Origin of the sequence: Amycolatopsis sp. 505 (genome assembly GCF_031625235.1) — a bacterium.
GTDB lineage: Bacteria > Actinomycetota > Actinomycetes > Mycobacteriales > Pseudonocardiaceae > Amycolatopsis.
Genome location: NZ_JACKQP010000022.1, coordinates 1 through 19,029 on the forward strand (window position 1 = coordinate 1; position 19,029 = coordinate 19,029).

Annotated in this window: 17 protein-coding genes; 12 read left to right on the forward strand and 5 right to left on the reverse strand. The window is 71.1% G+C overall.

From position 1 onward, the window contains the following. Window positions 1-248: 248 nt before the first annotated feature. Window positions 249-1,223 (reverse strand): tetratricopeptide repeat protein, encoded by a 975-nt coding sequence (locus H5965_RS45385; RefSeq protein WP_310977527.1) that lies wholly within the window; start codon window positions 1,221-1,223, stop codon window positions 249-251. A 274-nt stretch (window positions 1,224-1,497) separates the two neighbouring features. Here H5965_RS45385 and H5965_RS45390 point away from each other — a divergent pair, with 274 nt between their 5' ends. Next, window positions 1,498-1,905, forward strand: a complete 408-nt coding sequence (locus H5965_RS45390) for a hypothetical protein (protein ID WP_310977528.1) — start codon at window positions 1,498-1,500, stop codon at window positions 1,903-1,905. Here H5965_RS45390 and H5965_RS45395 read toward each other — a convergent pair whose 3' ends face one another. Continuing rightward, entirely contained in the window at window positions 1,906-2,211 is a 306-nt protein-coding gene (locus H5965_RS45395; RefSeq protein WP_310977529.1) for a thiamine-binding protein, read from the reverse strand. Window positions 2,212-2,290: 79 nt separating this feature from the next. On the opposite strand from H5965_RS45395, the gene H5965_RS45400 reads away from it, so the two are divergent. Further along, window positions 2,291-2,791 carry a MarR family transcriptional regulator gene (locus H5965_RS45400; RefSeq protein WP_310977530.1) on the forward strand — a complete coding sequence of 167 codons (501 nt, stop codon included), beginning with the start codon at window positions 2,291-2,293 and terminating at the stop codon, window positions 2,789-2,791. Window positions 2,792-2,852: 61 nt separating this feature from the next. Here the strand turns inward: H5965_RS45400 and H5965_RS45405 are convergent, their stop codons facing one another. The 3 genes from H5965_RS45405 to H5965_RS45415 all read right to left on the reverse strand — a co-directional run bounded on the left by H5965_RS45405 (window position 2,853) and on the right by H5965_RS45415 (window position 9,034). Then, complete coding sequence (locus tag H5965_RS45405) at window positions 2,853-3,218, reverse strand: DUF3817 domain-containing protein (protein ID WP_091306129.1); 366 nt, start codon at window positions 3,216-3,218, stop codon at window positions 2,853-2,855. Window positions 3,219-3,434: 216 nt separating this feature from the next. Continuing rightward, complete coding sequence (locus H5965_RS45410; protein ID WP_310977531.1) at window positions 3,435-5,813, reverse strand: GH92 family glycosyl hydrolase; 2,379 nt, start codon at window positions 5,811-5,813, stop codon at window positions 3,435-3,437. Continuing rightward, window positions 5,810-9,034 (reverse strand): GH92 family glycosyl hydrolase, encoded by a 3,225-nt coding sequence (locus H5965_RS45415; RefSeq protein ID WP_310977593.1) that lies wholly within the window; start codon window positions 9,032-9,034, stop codon window positions 5,810-5,812. The genes H5965_RS45410 and H5965_RS45415 overlap by 4 nt, the downstream gene beginning before the upstream one ends. Before the next feature lie 291 nt (window positions 9,035-9,325). On the opposite strand from H5965_RS45415, the gene H5965_RS45420 reads away from it, so the two are divergent. The 10 genes from H5965_RS45420 to H5965_RS45465 all read left to right on the forward strand — a co-directional run bounded on the left by H5965_RS45420 (window position 9,326) and on the right by H5965_RS45465 (window position 18,998). Further along, the gene (locus tag H5965_RS45420; protein WP_310977594.1) at window positions 9,326-10,309 is read left to right on the forward strand and encodes a LacI family DNA-binding transcriptional regulator; all 984 of its coding nucleotides are present in this window, start codon (window positions 9,326-9,328) and stop codon (window positions 10,307-10,309) included. Then, the gene (locus tag H5965_RS45425) at window positions 10,306-11,343 is read left to right on the forward strand and encodes a mannose-6-phosphate isomerase (protein WP_310977532.1); all 1,038 of its coding nucleotides are present in this window, start codon (window positions 10,306-10,308) and stop codon (window positions 11,341-11,343) included. Before H5965_RS45420 ends, H5965_RS45425 begins: the two co-directional genes overlap by 4 nt. Beyond that, a complete protein-coding gene (locus H5965_RS45430; RefSeq protein ID WP_310977533.1) occupies window positions 11,340-12,104 on the forward strand; it encodes an ATP-binding cassette domain-containing protein in 765 nt (254 codons plus the stop codon). Before H5965_RS45425 ends, H5965_RS45430 begins: the two co-directional genes overlap by 4 nt. After that, window positions 12,101-13,147 (forward strand): ABC transporter permease, encoded by a 1,047-nt coding sequence (locus tag H5965_RS45435; RefSeq protein ID WP_310977534.1) that lies wholly within the window; start codon window positions 12,101-12,103, stop codon window positions 13,145-13,147. Before H5965_RS45430 ends, H5965_RS45435 begins: the two co-directional genes overlap by 4 nt. A 39-nt stretch (window positions 13,148-13,186) precedes the next feature. After that, complete coding sequence (locus H5965_RS45440) at window positions 13,187-14,182, forward strand: ABC transporter substrate-binding protein (protein WP_310977535.1); 996 nt, start codon at window positions 13,187-13,189, stop codon at window positions 14,180-14,182. Window positions 14,183-14,387: 205 nt separating this feature from the next. Beyond that, window positions 14,388-15,083 (forward strand): hypothetical protein, encoded by a 696-nt coding sequence (locus tag H5965_RS45445; RefSeq protein WP_310977536.1) that lies wholly within the window; start codon window positions 14,388-14,390, stop codon window positions 15,081-15,083. A 48-nt stretch (window positions 15,084-15,131) separates the two neighbouring features. Then, window positions 15,132-16,178, forward strand: coding sequence for a histidine kinase (locus H5965_RS45450; RefSeq protein ID WP_310977537.1), 1,047 nt, complete (start codon window positions 15,132-15,134; stop codon window positions 16,176-16,178). After that, complete coding sequence (locus H5965_RS45455; protein ID WP_310977538.1) at window positions 16,175-16,930, forward strand: LytTR family DNA-binding domain-containing protein; 756 nt, start codon at window positions 16,175-16,177, stop codon at window positions 16,928-16,930. Before H5965_RS45450 ends, H5965_RS45455 begins: the two co-directional genes overlap by 4 nt. Beyond that, window positions 16,927-17,274 carry a hypothetical protein gene (locus H5965_RS45460; RefSeq protein WP_310977539.1) on the forward strand — a complete coding sequence of 116 codons (348 nt, stop codon included), beginning with the start codon at window positions 16,927-16,929 and terminating at the stop codon, window positions 17,272-17,274. The genes H5965_RS45455 and H5965_RS45460 overlap by 4 nt, the downstream gene beginning before the upstream one ends. Beyond that, complete coding sequence (locus H5965_RS45465) at window positions 17,274-18,998, forward strand: cation acetate symporter (protein WP_310977540.1); 1,725 nt, start codon at window positions 17,274-17,276, stop codon at window positions 18,996-18,998. The genes H5965_RS45460 and H5965_RS45465 overlap by 1 nt, the downstream gene beginning before the upstream one ends. The last annotated feature ends 31 nt before the right edge of the window (window positions 18,999-19,029 follow it).

The following is a 19,029-nucleotide window of genomic DNA, read 5'->3' on the forward strand; positions in this document are numbered from 1 at the left end:
ACGAAGGCCTCCGGCGGGTGATGTGGTTCCTAGACAGCTCCACTTCACAACCGGAGGCCTTCACCTGTCAGCACGACAGGCCGACACCGGGTCACCTCGACTCGGAACAACGTCCCTGGACATCACACCTAGCGCTTTGCCGGGCCCCACTGCGGTGGGGCCCGGCAAAATTCTGCGGGTGCCGGCGCTCCTCGAAGGTCGCGGGCCCCGCACCGCCCGACTCCGCGACGGTGGGGGCCCCTTCCGTCTCAGAAGAGGGCGCTCGCGAGGTCGCGGCGGGCCTTCATGACGCGGTCGTCGGCCGGGTCGAACAGGTCGAACAGGGCCACCAGGTGCTCGCGGACCTTGTTGCGGTCCTCGCCCGCGGTGCGGCGGACGGTGTCGATCAGGCGCTTGAAGCCCGCCTCGACCTCGTTGGCCGCGATCTCCAGGTCGGCCGCGTCGAGCTGGGCCGCCAGGTCCGACGGGTCGGCGTCGGCCTTGACGCGGGCCTCCGGGTCGGCACTCTCGGCGCGGGCGGTGAACTTGACCTGGGCCAGGGCGTTCTTGGCCAGCTCGTTCGCCGGTTCGACGTCGAGGATGCGCTCGTAGGCGGCCTGCGCAGCGGCGAAGTCGCCCCGCTCGAAGGCCTCTTCCGCCTCGGTGAAGCGCGGGTCTTCCGGCTCCTCGACCGGGCCGCCGGCCGCCTCGGCGTCACGGATGCCCGGCAGCTTGTCGCGCAGGGCGTCCAGCAGCGCGGTGATCCACTTGCGGATCTCGGGCTCGGGCAGCGCGCCGGAGAAGGCGTCGACCGGCTGGCCGCCGGCGATGGCGACGATCGTCGGGATGGACTGCGCGCCGAACAGCTGCGCGATCCGCGGGTTCGCGTCGACGTCGACCTTCGCGACGACCCACGCGCCGCCGGACTCGGCGGCCATCCGCTCGAGGACCGGGGACAGCTGCTTGCACGGGCCGCACCACTCGGCCCACAGGTCGACGACCACGAGCTGGTGCAGGGACCGCTCCACGACCTCGGCCTGGAAGGTGGCCTCGGTGACATCGATCACGGCCGCGCCCGAGGCGGGCCGCGGCGGCCCGTCGCCCCCACCGGCCGGGCCGGCGGGCGGGGCCGGCTGCCGTTGCGCCGCTTCGGCACGGGCCTTGAGCGCGGACAGGTCGACCGCGCCGGACAGGGCGGCGGACAGGGCCGCTGACTTCGCTGCAGATCCGCGTGGTTGTGTCACGGTTCCATCCTGGCACGGGCGCCGGAGGAGTTTCACCGGGTGCCCGGGGTGTCCAGCGTCTGACACGTTCCGGCGGTGGGTGCGGCAGCCGGGTTCCTCTCGACGGCTGCGTGGGTTCCGAGCCGCGGGCGGCTGCCGGCACGGGGGCGGCCTCCGGCCCCCGGTATCCAGCCTATCGACCGGCACCGACGATTTCGGACCGCGCGCCGTGGGTTTGCGCACCTCCCGGCCCGTCCGCTTGGCAGGACGGCAGCGCTGGGGCAGGCTCGGCCGGGTGCACATCCGGCGTGACGTGAAGGTGGGCCTGTCGATCGCGGCCGCCGTCGTGTGGGTCGGCGCGGTGACGCTGCTCATCGTGCACGAACCGGACCCCGGGGCGGCCTCGCCCGCCGAACTGCGGGACAAGCTCGCCGCCGCCCTTTCCGGGCACGATGCCGATGCCTTCGCCGATCTGCTCGACTACCCCGGCTCCGGCGGGGACGACTTCGCGAAGGACTACGTCTCCGTGCTCGCCGGCCGGGGGGTGCACGATGTGCGCGTCGAGCTGGGGCCGGACGCGCGCGAGCCGACCCGGGCCACCGTCTCCGGCGCGCTCGGCGACGGGCAGCCGTTCAGCTACCCCCTGACCGTGACGAGCGAAGACGGCCGGTGGACGGTCGCCTTCACCCCGCCCCTCCCCTAGTCAGGATTCGCGCAGACGCGCTTCCACCCGGTCCACCTTGGCCTCGAGCTGACCGGAGAAGCCCGGCCGGATGTCCGCCTTCAGCACCAGGCTCACCCGTGACGCCCCCTCGCCCGCGGCCTCGACCGCGCGCTTCACGACGTCCATGACCTCGTCCCAGGACTCGCCTTCGATGTTCGTGAACATCGCGTTGGTCGAGTTGGGCAGCCCGGAGTCGCGGACCACCTTCACCGCGCGGGCCACGGCTTCGCTCACCCCGCCGTCGGCATCCCCGCCGGACGGGCTCACGCTGAACGCGACGATCATGCTCGGAAGTCCCTTCTTCGGTGGTCATTTCCGCCAGTCGTGCGACACCCGCCGGTACCCGCTGGTAACTTCGCGTGTCATGAACCGTCCGCTGCCGTTCGACCCGATCGCCCGCGCGGCCCGGATCTGGGAGGACCGGATCGGGCCCTCCGGGACCATGGCCGCGGTGACCGGGGTGATGCGGGTCCAGCAGATCATCCAGTCCGCGGTGGACGGCGCGCTCAAGCCGCACGGCTTGACCTTCGCCCGGTACGAAGCGCTGGTGCTGCTCACCTTCGCCCGCAGCGCCAGCCTGCCGATGCGGGTGATGGGCGAGCGGCTCCAGCTGCACCCCACCAGTGTCACCAACATAGTGGACCGGCTCGAGCGCGACGGGCTCGTCAAGCGCGTCCCGCACCCGACCGACCGCCGCACGACGCTGGTGGAGATCACCGACGAGGGCCGCAAGCGCCGCGAGGCCGCGACCGAAGCCGTCACCGCCATCGACTTCGGGCTCAGCGGCCTCACCGAACGGCAGACCGAGCAGCTGACCGACCTCCTGACCAAGGTCCGCCGCTCCGCCGGGGACTTCAGCGAGTAAGCGCTCGGCAACGGAAAGGGCCCGCACTCGCCGAGTGCGGGCCCTTTCTCACATTCCGGGATCAGGCAGCGACCGGTTCCTTGGCCTGGAACAGGCCGACACCGCCGTGGGACAGCCGCTGCGGGCCGTCGAGCTTGCCGTTGCGCAGCGCCCACTTCTCGAACAGCCAGGTGAACAGCGGCGGGATGCTCGCGAGCAGGGCCAGGACCAGCGTCTTCGGGCGCCAGCCGAGCGGCTTCGCCACGGACAGGGAGATCACCACGTAGAGGACGAAGATCACGCCGTGCACCATGCCGAGGACGGGCACGCCGCCCTCGCCGGAGGAGTGGACGACGTACTTGAGGAACATCCCGACCAGCAGCCCGGCCCAGGAGAGGGCTTCGGCTACCGCGGCCACGCGGAACACTAGAGCGGCCTTGCTGGACACTTCTTCCTCCTGTGGGGTCTCACCACGTTGGTATACAGACACGAAAACGCCCGACGCACCGTCCAAGGCGGACTTGCCTTGGACGTCAACGGCGCTGTCGGACGTGCTGATACCAGTGTGAGGCGTGACGGCCCTCACGGGAACACCGGGGCCCGTGACGATGCTCACGACCGTGGTCCACTGTGGTCTGAACCACGGTCGTGAGCGGTCGCCGGGCTACCCGGCGCAGGGCGAAGCCGGGGCGGACGACGGTGCCGTCCCCCACTTCGCCGTCGCGTCGGAGGTGAGACCGAAGTCCAGCGTCGTCCCGCGCTTCAGCTGGTCCACGGTGACATACACCCGGTCGGTGGCGCGCGAATCCACCCGGAGACCCGACACGTACTGCAGCGCCGAACCGGAAGCGCCCGGCGCCTTGATCGTGATGTCCCGGCCGTTCTCCAGGTGCAGAACGGATTTCGCGAAACGCGGAGCGTTGAGCACGAAATTCCCAGTCCCCGGGACGGCCGGGTACAGCCCGAGGGCGCTGAAGACGTACCAGGCCGACATGGTGCCGAGGTCGTCGTTCCCGGTGACGCCGTTGGGCGCATTGGTGAACAGCGTGTGCGCGGCCCGCACGACCGTCGACGTCTTCGACGGCTGCCCGGTGAGCGCGTACATCCACGGCGAGTGCAGGTCCGGCTCATTGTTCGGGTTGTAGCGGAACTGGTCGTAGTAGTCGTACGGGCCGACGACCCAGTTCTCGCGGACCGCCGTCGCCGGGTTCTTCACCAGTTCGTCGTAGGCGAAGAAGTCGTCGAGGCGCTTCCCGGTGGCCGCCGGGCCGCCCATCCGCTGCACCAGGCCGGGCACGTCCTGCTGGACGAGCCACTGGTACTGCCAGGCCGTGCCCTCGTGGAAGCCGTCCTGGCTCTGCGGGCTGTACGGCTTGTCCGCCGGGGAGAACCACGCCCCGCCGAGGACCTTCGGCCGGAAGAAGCCGGTGAAGCCGCGGTCGGCCTGGGTGGCGTCCCACAGCGTCCGGTAGGTCCGGCCCTTCGCCGCCAGCGCCGCCGCGTCGTCCTTCTTGCCGAGCGCGGCGGCCATCAGCGACAGCGAACAGTCACCGAGCGCGTACTCCAAGGTGGCCGACGCCCCGTGGTTCGGGTCGGTGTCCTGCCCCTTCTTCGGGAAATCCGGATCGTACTGGACGAATCCGTCTTTCTGGTAGCTCGCGTTGCCCGAACGCCCCTGGAACGGCGAGGACGCCGGCGGGATCTCCCGCGAGTTCTGCAGGAGCGCCTGGTAGGCGTGCATCTCCTCGCCCGACAACGCGCCGAAGCGCCACAGGTCGACCAGGAACGGCGTGACCGGGTCGCCGGTCATCGTGTTCGTCTCCTGGCTCGCGTACGCCCACCGCGGCAGCCAGCCGCCCTGGTCGTGGATGGCCAGGATGCTCTTCGCGATGTCCTTCGCGCGGCTGGGCCGCAACAGGGCGAGGAGCTGGTTCTGCGTGCGGTAGGTGTCCCACAGCGAGAAGAAGTCGTAGTACGTCCAGCCGACCGCGCGGTGGATCTTCTTGTCGAAGCCGTAGTAGCGGCCGTCGGCGTCGTTGGCCGTCAGCGGTTGCAGCAGCGCGTGGTAGAGCGAGGTGAAGAAGACCGTCCGGTCGTCGGTCGTGCCGCCCTTGATGTCCACAGAGGACAGCTCACGGCGCCAGGTGCGCTGCGCCGCGTCCTTGGCCGCGTCGAACGACCGGATGCGCTCCGAGGCCAGGTTGCCCCGGGCACCGGCCGCGTCGACCTGGGAGATGGCCGTGGTCGCGGTCACCTGCCCGCCACCGAACGTCAGCCACGCGCCGCGCAGGCCCGCGCCGCCTTCCGACGTTCGTGCGCCGGGCGTGCCGCCGGTCGGCGACCACGTGCCGAACGCCTTGAACGGCTTGTCGAACTTCGTCGTGAAGTACGTCGTGTAGGCCTTGCCGCCGCAGAACGCCTGCGACTCCACGGTGCCCTCGACGGTCCGGTCGTCGACGACCCGGATGCTGCTGCCGGTCACCGGCTCCTTGTCGTTCGCCTGCCCGACGTTGACGAAGACGTTGGCGTCACCGGACTTCGCGAACGTGTACCGCTCGACCCCGGCCCGCGTCGCCGCGGTCGTCTCGACGTCGACGCCGCCGTAGCCGGTCAGGTGCACCTTGTAGTAGCCGGGCTTGCCGACTTCGCCGTCGTGGGTGAACGGCGCCGCGTACTGCTTCTGGTCGAAAGTGGACGGCTCGGTCGTGTCGAACGCCTTGCCGGGGCCCACTTCCCCGGTCGTCGGCAGGGTCGAGACCAGGCCGCCCTGCTCCCAGCAGCCCGCGCCGGACAGGAAGAAGTGCCCGAACCCGCGGATCGCGGTGTCGGTGTAGCGGTAACCGGCGTAGTGCGAGGTGATCGGGCTGACCTGCGTCATCCCGAAGGGGGCCGAAGCGCCCGGGAACGTGTTGCCCTCGTCCTGCGTGCCGATGAACGTGTTGACGGCGTCCAGGGCGTCCCCGCCGGCCGCGGCCGCGACGGGGGTGAACCCCGTCGCGGCCGCGGTGAGCGTCAGAAAGCCCGCCAGGATGGCGCGTTTCATGCGCCGATGCCGATCGCGAACACGTGCAGGGCACCGCCGCTGACGTTGGCCGGCAGCGTCACGCTCGCCACCGTCTTGCCCGCGGCGAGGGTGATCGGATTGGTGCCGAACACCATCGTGCGGATCTGCTGCGGGTCGCCGCCCGAGGCGTTGCGGTACGGCGTCGACAGCACGATCCGGTTGCCGAACGCCGGTTGCGCGCCCCCGCCGCCGAGGGTCCAGTCGGAGAACCCGATGGTCGCGGTGGACGTCGTGCCGTCGGTGTAGGTCACCGTCAGCGTGCCCGACGCGTTGCCGTTCGACGCCGAGCCGAGCAGCGCCAGCCGGCCCGAGCCGCTCACGTTCACCGTCTGACCACCGGCGACCACGTTGTCCGGGTCCCCGGCCGGGAACGACGGCCAGGTGAACTCGATGCCGTCACTGGTGACCGTGCTGCCCGGGGTGGCCCCGGCCGCGGCGAGGGCGTCGGCCGAGTAGCTCCAGCCGCCGCCGTCGAAGTTGGCCGCGCCGGAGTTCGCGTCCGGGGAGATGCCGGCGTTGTTCACCGTGGCCAGCCAGCTGTTCGGCTGGGCCACCAGCACGGTCAGGACCGCCTGCGACGAAGCCACGCCCGGCGCGGAGAACGTCACCGGGATGCGGCGGGCGCCGTCGGTCAGGCCGGCCGGGACGGTGACCGTGAGCTCGGCCTGGGCCTTGCCCGCGGCGGGGACCGCGATGCTGCCGGTCGCCGGGGTCAGGGTGATCCCGTCGACGCTGCCCGCGGAGTACGTCCAGGTCCGGGCGGTGCCGGACAGGTCCTGGACACCCACGGACGCCTTCGACGTCGACCCCGCGGGCGTCACCGCGCGGGCCGGGTCCACGAAGGACAGGCTGGGCTTCTCCTGCTCGCGGAACGACGGCGGGGCGTCGGCCGCCGCGCTGCCCCACGCGGTCGCCGTGGCCGAGCGCGTGTAGTCGAGCGTGCCGCCGCCGGAGATCAGCGCCTCCGGCAGCCACGCCTTCGCCGCGGCCGAGCCGTTGACCTTCAGGCTGCCCACGTAGTCACCGGTGCCGGGCGCGTTGATGGTGATCTTCTTGCCCGCGCCGGTGGTGAGCACGGCCTTCTCGAAGCGCGGGGTGACCAGGAGCGTCTCGGCGCGGCCCGGGATCTCCGGGTAGATGCCGAGCGCGGACCAGACGTACCAGGCCGACATCTGGCCGAGGTCGTCGTTGCCGATCAGGCCCTCCGGACGCGGGTTGTACAGCTCGTCCATCGAGCGGTGCACGATCGCCTGGGTCTTGGCCGGCGCGCCCGCGTACGAGTAGACGTACGGCGCGTTGGAGTTCGGCTCGTTGCCCATGAAGGCGTACGGCTCCTGGGTGCCCGCGTTCAGCTGGGTGAAGAAGGTGTCCAGCCGGGACTGCGTCGCGATGTTGCCGCCGAACGCCGTCACGACGCCGCCGAGGTCGTAGGGCACCATCCACTCGTACTGCGCGCCGTTGCCCTCGACCCAGCCCTGCGAGCTGGCGGGGTCGTAGGTGCCGGAGAACGAGCCGTCCGCGTTGCGCGGCTGCAGGTGGCCGGTCCCCGGGTTGTAGAGGTTCTGCCAGTTCTGCGCGCGCTTCATGAACGTCGTGTACGTCGCGCTGTCGCCGAGCCGCTTGGCGAACTGGGCGATGGAGAAGTCGGCGCTGGTGTATTCGAGGGTGTCCGCGCCGGCGCCCGGCACGTACCCGAGCTTCTGGTAGTCGTCGAGGCCCGGCCGCTCGGTGTAGCCCTGGGTCGGCTGGGTGGCGCCCTTGATCATGAGCAGCAACGCCTTCTGGGCGTCGAAGTCCCGTGCCCCGAACGCGTACGCGCTGGAGACGATGATGTGGTACGGGTCGCCGTTCATGACGCCGGTGTAGTCGTTCGCGACCGTCCAGCGGTCCCACGAGCCGCCCTGCTCGGCGTAGGCCATCATCGACCGGACGATGTCCGACGTCTCCTTCGGCGCGATCGTCGCCAGCAGCGGGGCTTCCGAGCGGTAGATGTCCCAGCCGGAGAAGTTCGTGTACATCGCGTGGCCCTTGTCGGCCTTGTGGACCCGCCCGTCGAAGCCGACGTACTCGCCGTCGGCGTCGGAAAACACGTTCGGCTGGATCAGCGAGTGGTACAGCGAGGTGTAGAACGTCGTCAGGTCGGCGTCCGAGCCGCCGGTGACGGCGATCTTGCCGAGCTGGGCGTTCCACGCCTTGCGCGCGTTCGACGCCACGGTGTCGAACGACTTGCCGGTGTTCTCCGCCTTGAGGTTGGCCTTCGCGCCGTCGACGGACACAAAGGACAGTCCGACCTGGACGTTCACCTGGGCACCGTTGAGGTTCGCGAAGGTGACGTACCCGCCGCTGCCCGGGCCGCTGACGGTGGTGTTCTGCTGCTTGGCGGTGGCGGTGCGCGCGATCGAGGCGTCGACGCCGTTGGGCTGCGCGACCTTCGCCTTGGCGCCGCCGGTCTCGGCGGCCTTGTTCGGCGTCACGGCGCCGTTCTTCCAGGTGCCGATCGACGCGAACGGCGTGTCGAACTTGGCCGAGAAGTAGACGCGGTAGCTGTTGCGCGCACCGCAGAAGCGGCCGCTGGTGGCCCAGCCGCTGATGGTGTCCTTGCCGATGGTGATGGACGCGTCGTCGGTGCCGTTGACCGACCCGGACGTGTTGACCAGCAGCGTCGAGGACGCGCCGGCCGGGTAGGTCAGCCGCGCCGAGCCGGTGCGCTGGGTCGCGCTGAGCTCGACCTTCGCGCCGCTGTCGAGGGTGACGTCGTAGGCGCCCGCCGTCGCGTGTTCGCTGGCGTGCGAGAACTTCGACGTGTAGTGCCCCGGGTCCGTCGCCGGCGAAGTCGTCACTTCACCGACATACGGGATGAACGGGATGTCCTGGTAGGTCGAACAACCCGCGCCGGACAGGTGCGTCAGGCTGAACCCGGTCAGCGCGTTGTCGTCGTAGAAGTAGCCGCCCGGCTGGGACTTCACCGTGTCCGGGCTCCACTGGACCATCCCGAACGGCGCCACCGCGCCCGGGAACGTGTTGCCGGCCCCGCCCCCGGTGCCGTGGTCGGCCCCGCCGGGCCGGGTGCCCACGAAGGGGTTGACCCACTTCGCGTAATCGGTACTGGTCGCCGCCGCGGCGGGCACAGCGGGAGCCACCGCTGCGGTCACCGCCAACGTCAGGAAAGTTAAACCGGCTCTGAAGCGCGCTCGCGCCATGGCCATCGCCTCTCCACCTCGTCCAGCGCGACCGAAACCGGTGACATGACAACCTTGTCGCGCCGGGCCACCTTGGGCAGCGGCTCACCAAGCAGTCAAGGGACACGTCAAGACCTGTCCACTTCCGGACACCCGCGTTCAGCCGATCGCGGTGCCGAATCGGCACAATCCACGCACGAAGCGTTGACAAGGCGCCGGTCGGGGAGTTCAATCCCGGTCACTATGACAACGTTGTCTCCTCTGGGCCGGGACCGGGACGGCAGCACGCGCACCGCGAGCAGGCGGGCCACGATGAGCGACGTGGCCCGGCTGGCGGGCGTGAGCATCAAGACCGTCTCGCGCGTGGTCAACGACGAACCGGCGGTGCACCCCGACACCGCCGAGCGGGTCATGGCGGCCATCGAGCAGCTGGGGTTCCGGCGCAACCTGGGCGCGCGGAACCTGCGCCGCGGGTCGACGACCGGCACCATCGGGCTGATCGTCGAGGACGTCGGCAACCCCTTCTACTCCGAGCTGAACCGCGCGGTCGAGCGCATCGCGACGTCGTTCGGGCGCCAGGTGCTCACCGGCTCGTCCGAGGAGAACTCCGACCGCGAGCGCGAGCTCGTCCTGGAGTTCTGCGCGCGGCGGGTGGACGGCATCCTCGTCGTCCCGGCCGGCCTGCAGCACGGCTACCTGGTGCCGGAGATGCGCGCGGGCACGCCGGTGGTGTTCATCGACCGGCCGGCCGGCGACATCGTGGCCGACACCGTGCTGGTGGACAACCTCGGCGGCACCATCGAAGCCGTCACGCACCTGGCGCGGCACGGGCACCGGCGGATCGCCTTCCTCGGCGACAGCCCGGACATCTTCACCGCGGCCGAGCGCCTGCGCGGGTTCCGCGAGGGCTGCGTGCGCAACGGGATCTCCTACGACGAGTCGCTGGTCTCGATGGGGACGCCGACGCCGGACTCGGTCGGCGACGCCGTCAAGCGGCTGCTCGACGGCCCGGACGCGGCCACCGCGGTGATCGCGGGCAACAACCGGGTCGCCGTGCACCTCCTGCGCGCCCTCGCGCACGCCGAGCACCGCCCGGCGATGATCGGGTTCGACGACTTCGAGCTGGCGGACCTGCTGAACCCGCCGGTCAGCGTGGTCGCCCACGACGTCAGCGCACTGGGCCACGCCGCGGCCGAGCTGCTCTTCGCCCGCGTCCAAGGAGATCAGTCCCCGCCCAGAAAGGTAGTCCTGCCCGTGCATCTCGTCGCCCGTGGTTCCGGTGAGGTCGCCCCGTGACCCTCGAACCGATCCGGCTCGCCGCCAACCAGCCGCCGCAGTTCTACCGCGGCGGCGACGCCATCGCGGCGCTGCGCGGAGCGTCTTCGGACAAGAAGTTCGGCCCGGAGGACTGGGTCGCCTCGGCGACCACCATGTTCGGCCAGGACACCAACGGCCTGACCAGGCTGCCCGACGGCGCCTGGCTGCGGGACGCCGTCGAAGCCAACGCGAACGGCTGGCTCGGCGCGAAGCACGTCGAGGCGCTCGGGACGTCGACCGGGTTGCTGGTCAAGCTCCTCGACGCGGGCCAGCGGCTGCCGGTGCACTTCCACCCCGACGACACGTTCGCGAAACGGCACTTCGACTCCCACTTCGGCAAGACCGAGGCGTGGATCGTGGTCGGCACCTACGGCGACGACCCGCGCGTCTACCCGGGCTTCAAGGAGACGCTGTCGAAGGCGACCGTGTCCGAGTGGACGCGCGAGCAGGACGTGCCGTCGATGCTGGGCGCGCTCAACAGCATCCCGGTGTCCGCTGGCGACACCGTCTACATCCCGGCCGGGCTGCCGCACGCGATCGGCGAGGGCGTGTTCGTCGTCGAACTGCAGCAGCCGACCGACTTCTCGCTCACCATCGAGTGGCGCGACTTCCTCGCGTCGCCCGAGAAGGGCCACCTCGGCCTCGGCTTCGACACCGCCATCGAGGCGCTCGACACCTCGGGCTGGGACGCCGAACGCCTGGACACGATCATCAAGCGGACGGCGGGCGACCGCTCGTCCACTGTGGACCTCCTGGCCGGTGGCTCGGAGCGGTTCTTCCGAGCCGAACAGCTGCGCACCGACGAGGCGACAACGTTGTCACTCGATCCGTCCTTCGCGGTCCTGGTCGTTCTCGACGGCGAAGCCACGCTGCGGACCGAGCACGGCGGCGAGCACGCGCTGGCGAAGGGCGACACCTACGTCGTCCCGTTCGACGCCGGCCAGACCGAGCTGTCCGGCACGGCGACGGTGATCCGCTGCCGCCCGCCGGCGCCGGAAGAGAGGCACGGATGAGCGAAATCCTGCTGGACGCGGTCGACCTGACCAAGCACTACGGGTCGGTCGAAGCCCTGCGCGGCGCGTCGTTCCAGGCCCGCGCGGGCGAGGTGACGGCCTTGATCGGCGACAACGGCGCCGGCAAGTCGACCCTGGTCAAGTGCCTCTCCGGCGCCGAGCAGCCGACGTCGGGGAAGATCCTGCTGGACGGCGCGGAAGTCCACTTCGACTCCCCCACGACCGCGCGGCGGCTGGGCATCGAGACCGTCTACCAGGACCTCGCCGTCGCTCCGGAGCTCGACCCGGCGGCCAACCTGTTCCTCGGCCGCGAGATCCACCGCAAGGGCCTCCTCGGCAAGCTCGGCATGCTCGACAAGAACGAGATGCGGCGGCAGGCGATCGAGGAGTTCCAGCGCCTCGGCGTGACGCTGCAGAGCACCGACGTCCCGATCGGCTCGCTCTCCGGCGGTCAGCGGCAAAGCGTCGCCGTCGCGCGTTCGGTCGTGTGGGCGTCGAAGGTCGTGTTCATGGACGAACCGACCGCCGCTCTCGGTGTCGTGCAGCGCGAGCGCGTGCTCGACGTCATCAAGAAGGTGCGGGACAAGGGCATCGCCGTCGTGCTGATCAGCCACAACATGCCCGAGGTACTGTCGGTCGCCGACCGCGTCGAGGTGCTGCGGCTCGGCAAGCGCGTGGCCCGGTTCACCGGGGCGGACACGAAGCTCGAAGACCTCGTCGCCGCGATGACCGGCGCCCTCGTGCAGGAGGAGGCGGCGTGAGCGCGCCCGTGAAGGAGGACATCCAGGAAGCACCCGACGCGGGCTTCGGGAAGCGGCCGCTGGGCAAGCGCCTGGTCGAGGCCAACACGTTCTGGATCGGCCTCGTCCTGCTGGCCCTGGTCGTGCTGTTCAGCGCCATCGCGCCGGACAGCTTCCCGACGCTGTTCACCTTCCAGACGCTGTTCATCGAGTCCTCGGTCCTGCTCATCCTGTCGGTGGGCATGACGTTCGTGATCATCACCTCGGGCATCGACCTCTCGGTCGGCTCGGTGCTGATCCTCGCGGGCATGGTCGCGGGCAAGGTGATGGAGGCGATGTCCGGCGGCGACGCGTCGAAGGCGGGCTGGGGCGTGATCGTCGTCGGCCTGGTCGTCGCCGTGGTCACCGGCACGATCTGGGGCGTCATCAACGGCGTCCTCGTCGCGGTGGCGAAGATCCCGGCCCTGATCGTCACGCTCGGCACAATGGGCGCCGCGCTGGCCACCGCGTACCTGCTCAACGGCGGCTCCGACCTGCGCACCGTACCGGCGGAACTCACCAAGACCCTCGGCTACGGCACGTCCTTCGGCATCGTGCCCAACCTGGTCATCGTGGCCATCGTGATCACCGTGATCGGCGCGTGGCTGCTGCGGACGACGAAGTTCGGGCGCTACACCTTCGCCGTCGGCTCCAACGCCGAAGGCGCACGCCGCGCGGGCATCGGCGTCACCCGGCACCTGCTGAAGGTGTACACGCTGACCGGGTTCCTGGCCGGGATCGCCGGGTTCCTCTCGCTGGCCTACTACAACTCGACCACCATCTCCGGGCACACCACCGACAACCTCAACGCCATCGCCGCGGTCGTGATGGGCGGGACGAGCCTGTTCGGCGGGGTCGGCACGATCCTCGGCACGGTGATCGGGGTGTTCATCCCCGCCGTGCTGCGCAAGGGCTTCAACATCATCCACGTCCAGGACTTCTGGCAGATGTTCATCGTCAGCTGGGTCCTGGTCGCCGCGGTCTGGTTCGACCAGCGCCGCCGCCGTCGCCGCAACTCCCGCTGAATCCCACAAGTACAGTCCCCCAAGTACAACGAGGTGCTTATGAAACTGACCAAGACTCTCACCGCCATGGGTGCCGTGGTCTCCGCCGCCGCCCTGCTGTCCGCGTGCGGCTCCGGCACGGTCGGGCAGAGCGGGTCCGGTGACTCGGCCCAGCCGGTCGGCGGCAAGAAGCTCGCGCTGATCCCGGGCGTGCAGGCCGAGCCGTTCTACATCTCGCTGCAGTGCGGCGCCGAAGCCGAAGCGAAGAAGCTCGGCTACGAGCTGACCACCCAGGCCCCGCAGAAGTTCGACGCTCCCCTGCAGACCCAGCTGGTCAACGCCCTCGGCGCGAACCCGCCGGCGGCGCTGCTGATCGCCCCCACCGACGACACCGCGATGCTGGCGCCGATCCAGCAGGTCAAGGCGCGCGGCACGAAGATCGTCGAGGTCGACACCGCGCTGAAGGACACCGGCGTGGCCGTCTCGTCGATCTCGTCCGACAATGCCGCGGGCGGCAAGCTCGCGGCCCAGACGATGGCCAAGCTGGCCGGCGGCAAGAGCGGCTCGGTGCTGGTGCTCGACACGATCGCGGGCACGTCCACGACCGCCGCGCGCGCCAAGGGTTTCGAGGACGAGCTGAAGAACTCGCCGAACCTCAAGTCGATCGGCATCCAGTTCACCCAGAACGAGCCGGAGCAGGCCGCGGCCAAGGTGACGGCGGCCCTGTCGTCGACCCCGGACCTGATCGGCGTCTTCGCGACCAACCTCAACACCGGCGAAGGCGCGGCCACCGGCCTGCGCAACGCGGGCAAGGTCGGCGCGGTCAACCTGATCGGCTTCGACGCGAGCCCGTCGGAGGTCGAAGGCCTCAAGAACGGCCAGTACCAGGCCCTGATCGCCCAGGACCCGGCCTCGATCGGCACCCAGGGCGTCCAGCAGGCGGTCGCGGCGATCGAGGGCAAGCCGGTGACGCGCACCCTCACCGCGGAGCTGCACTCGATCACCAAGGCGGACATGGACGCCAACTCGCAGTACTTCTACAAGCAGAGCTGCTGAGGCGTCCGTCAGGGTCCTGCGGGTGGTGTGCGCACCGCCTGCAGGCTCCTGACCAGCGTGTTCACCGCCGGTGAACACCGCCTGCCGGTCACCGCGGTGGGGGAACCGCTCACCGCAGCACCCGTTTGCCCGGACGGGTGTCCCGCGTCACACTCATCTGCACATGCATTTGCACTACCTGATGCATGATCGCAGGGAGGGTGCGATGAAGTACGAACATCCGGCTTTGCACCGGACGATCTTCGCCGTGGACGTCGAGGGCTACGGCGACCAGCGCAGGACCACCCCACACCGGCTGGCGTTGCGCCGCGGGCTGTACCGCGCGCTCTGCCGGGCGTTCGACGACGCCGGCGTCCCGTGGGCGGCCTGCCGGCGCGAGGACTGCGGCGACGGCGTCTTCGTCCTCGTGCCACCGGAAATCCCCAAGGGGCTCTTCGTGGAGTTCCTGCCGGCCGCGCTCGCCGTCGCGCTGCACCGGCACAACCGCACGCACGACCCGGGGGCCCGGATCCGGCTGCGGATGGCCCTGCACGCGGGCGAGGTCGCCTACGACGACCACGGCGTCACCGCACCGGCGATCAACCAGACGTTCCGGCTGCTGGAGGCGCAGCCGCTGAAGGAGGCGCTCAAGGGCTCCCGCGGCGTGCTGGCGCTGATCACCTCGGCGTGGTTCTTCGACGAGGTCGTCCGGCACAGCGACGGCCTCGACCCGACGACGTTCCGGCCGGTGCCGGTGGCCGTCAAGGAGACTCGCACGACCGGGTGGATTTCGCTGCCGGACCGGCCCTACCCGGCGAACGCGAGCCTCCTGGGCACCGTGACGGCGCTCGACCACTACCGGACCTGGCGCCGCTTCCGCCGCCACGCCCAGGTGCTGGCCGACCGCGACGGGCCCGGGTAGCCGTAGGATCTACTGCCCTGGACACCGCCGCCGAGGGGAGGCCCGACCGTGCACCTGCGCCCGGCGTCCCGCGCCGACCCGCTGCCGGTGCTCGCCGCCGCCCGCCGCATCACCGACGACCTGCGCGACGGCCTGTCCGGCATGCCCGCCCGGCGCGCCGCCCACCGCCTGCGCCGGCTCTTCGGCTTCCCGGGACTCGGCCTGACCGACCTGTCCGGGTCCCTGCTGTGGTCGGGGCGGCCGGGCCCGGACGCCGTCGTCGCGACGGTGCTCGACGGCGTGCTCCACAGCGAAGAACCCGGCTCGGCGCCGGACGTCCTGGTGCTGCCGCTGCACGTCCGCGACGAGCTGGCCGGGGCGCTGCTGGTGGTCGGGGACGTCCGGGACGCGGTCGCGGCCCAGGCCGCCGACCTCGTCGTGCAGGCGCTGGAGCGGGGGCGGCTCGAGGCGTCGGCGGAACAGGCGGCCCAGGCCGAACTGCGAGCGCTGCGGGCGGAGATGTCGCCGCACTTCGTCTACAACGCCCTGACGGTCATCGCGTCGCTGGTGCGTTCGGACCCCGACCGCGCCCGCGACCTCATGCTCGACTTCGCCGACTACACCCGCTACAGCCTGGCCCGTCACGGCGAGTACACCGTCGTCGCCGAGGAGTTCCGCGCGATCGAGACGTACCTGGCGCTGCAGAAGGCGGTGCTCGGCGAACGGCTGCGCGTCCAGGTCCGCGTCGCGCCGGAGATCCTCGCCGTCGCGGTGCCCTACCTGGTGCTCGAGCCGTTGGTGGAGAACGCGATCCGGCACGGCATCGAGCCGCGGTCGGGCACCGGGCAGGTCCAGGTGCACGGCCAGGCGGAAGGGAACGACTGCGTGATCTTCGTCGAGGACGACGGGGTCGGCATGGACCCGAAACGGGCCGCGGACCTCCTGGCCGGCCGCGTCGGCGAGGACGACCCGGCCGGGCTCGGACTGGCCAATGTGGACAGGCGACTGCGGGACGTCTACGGCGCCTGGTACGGCCTCACCGTGGAAACCGAGGTCGGCGCGGGCACCCGGGTGATCGTGCGGGTGCCGCGGTTCCAGCCGGGGGTGCTGCCGTGACCGGGCTCCGCGTGCTCGCGGTCGACGACCTGCCGCCCGCGCTGGACGAACTCTGCCGCATGCTCCGCGAAGCGCCCGAAGTCGGCGAAGTCGTCGGAGCGGGTGACGCGCTGAAGGCGTTGAAGCTGCTTCAGGCGGATCGCTTCGACGCGGTGTTCCTCGACATCTCGATGCCGGGGCTCGACGGGCTCGAACTCGCGTCGCTGCTGGCGAAGCTCAGCGAGCCGCCGGTGATCGTGTTCGTCACCGCGCACGACGGGCACGCGGTGACGGCGTACGGCATCGGCGCCGTCGACTACCTGCTCAAGCCGGTCCGCACCGAACGGCTGTCCGCGGCCCTGGCGAAGGTGCTGCGGATGGCGACCCCGGCGTCGCGGCCGACCCCGGACGCGATGGCGGCGCTGCCGGTCGAGTCGGGCGGGCGGACGCGGTACGTCCGCCGTGACGACGTCCTGTTCGTGGAGGCCCACGGCGACTACGTCCGCCTGCACACCCGCGGCGGGGTCCACCTGGTGCGGATGCCGATCTCGCGGCTCGAGGAGTACTGGGAGGGCACCGGGTTCAGCCGGGTCCACCGGGGTTTCCTGCTGGCCGTGGGCGCGGTGCTGGAGCTGCGCAGCGACACCGCGGGCGGCTTGCTGGCCCACACCGAGGCCGGTGACGTCCCGGTGAGCCGCCGGCACGCGCGGGACCTGCGGGACAGGCTGCTGGAAGCGGCCCAGCGCGGCCAGCTCGGGTCCGATCCGCGATGAGCAGGATCCGGCGGGTCGCCGTCACCAGCCCGCAGACGCGCCTCGCCCACGCGCGGCGCCGATCGCGCGGACGCTGGCGCCAGCCCCGCCTGCCCGCGGGCGACACCCAGCGCGCCACCGCGCTGTACGCCGCCCAGCGCCGTCGCGGCATCCCCGCGCTGGTCCTGATGTTCCTGCTGCTGCTCGGCCTCCCCGGCGTCTTCGCGCTCTTCCCGGGCCTGGACACCGTGCGGCTGCTGGGGATTCCGGTGTCCTGGCTGATGCTCGCGGTCCTCCCCTACCCGGCGATGGCGCTGCTGGCCCGCTGGCAGCTGCGCCGCGCCGAACGTCTCGAGGACGAGTAGTGGGCGTCGCGCTCGCCGTCGCGCCGGTCGTGCTCGTGACGCTGCTGATCGGCGTCCGCGGGGTCGCCGCCATGCGCACGACGTCGGACTTCCTCGTCGCGTCCCGCCGGATCTCGCCGCTGGTGAACTCGGCCGCCGTCTCCGGCGAGTACCTCTCGGCCGCCTCCTTCCTCGGCGTCGCCGGGCTCGTCGTCAAGGACGGCATCGGGGCGCTGTGGTACCCGGTCGGCTTCACCGCCGGCTACATCGCGATGCTCGTGCTCGTCGCCGCGCCGATGCGGCGGTCGGGCGCGCTCACCGTCCCCGACTTCGCCGAAGCCCGGCTCAACTCCCCCGCGCTGCGCCGCCTGGCCGCGGTGGTCATCTTGGTGATCGGCACGATCTACGTCGTCCCGCAGTTCCGCACCGCCGGGCTGGTGCTCGCCGCGGTCGGCGGCACGCAGTACTGGGTCGGCGTGGTGCTGGCGGGCGCCGCGGTCAGCGTCACCCTCGCGCTGGGCGGGATGCGCGCGGCGACGTACGTGCAGGCCTTCCAGTTCGTGCTGAAACTCCTGCTGTTCCTCATCCCGGCGATCTGGCTGACGCTGCAGGCCGGCGCGGTCAACCGGACCGACGCGCTCAACCCCGTCGAGTTCACCCACTTCGCCCGCGAGACGCCGGTGCGGTTCGAGGTCGACGTCACCATGGAGATCCGCGAGCCGACCCCGGTGCGGCGCAACGGCGTCGTGGAAGTCCTGCCGCCGGGCGAATTCACCGCGCACAGCCAGGACGAAGTCGTGTTCGGCACCGGCGCGGCCGTCCCCGCGGTCCGCGGCGGCGCGGCACTGGGCGGCCCCGACTGGCGGCGCCCGCTGCTCGACCTCGGCGACCAGGGCTACCCGCTGCTCGGCACCTGGGCCGTGCTCATCGCGACCATGCTGGGCACGATGGGCCTGCCGCACGTCCTGATGCGCTTCCACACCAGCCCGGACGGCCGGGCCGCGCGCCGCACCGCCGCGATCACGGTCGCGCTGCTGGGCGTCTTCTACCTCTTCCCCGGCGTCTACGGCGTGCTCGGCCGGGTCCTCGTCCCCGGGCTGTACCTCTCGGGCGCGACCGACACGGTGGTCGTCGCCCTGCCGTCCCAAGTGGACAGTGGCTGGGCGGGCGGGCTGTTCACGGCCCTGCTGACCGCGGGCGCGTTCGCCGCGTTCCTGGCGACGTCACTCGGCCTGCTGCTGGTGATGTCCGGCGCGCTCGCGCACGACCTCGTCCCCGGCGGGCTGCGGCGGCTGCGGATCGCGGTGTTCGGCGTCGCCGGGATCATGGTGCTGCTGGCGCTGCGCTCGGCCGAGCTCGACGCCGGCGTCCTGGTCACCTGGGGCTTCACGGTGGCCGCGTCGACGTTCTGCCCGCTGCTGGTCCTCGGCATCTGGTGGCCGCGGCTGACCGCGACCGGCGGCATCGCGGGGGTGCTGACCGGGCTGGTGGCCTCGTCCGGCTCGATCCTGTTCGCCCTCGCCGGGCCGCCGCTGCACGGCTGGGTGGCGATCCTGGTGCAGCAACCGGCACCATGGTCGGTACCGTTGGCGTTCGGCGTAATGGCGCTGGTCTCACTGCGGGGCAGACCCCCCGCCTGGTCGACGGCAGCCATGCTGCGCCTCCACCTCGACGAACCCCGTTCGACGGGACCTCGCGACCGCTCGTCAACCGTTCGTCGTCTGACCCGGCTGTTGAACCGCTGATTCTTCACGTCAGCCTCACGCATCCCTACGG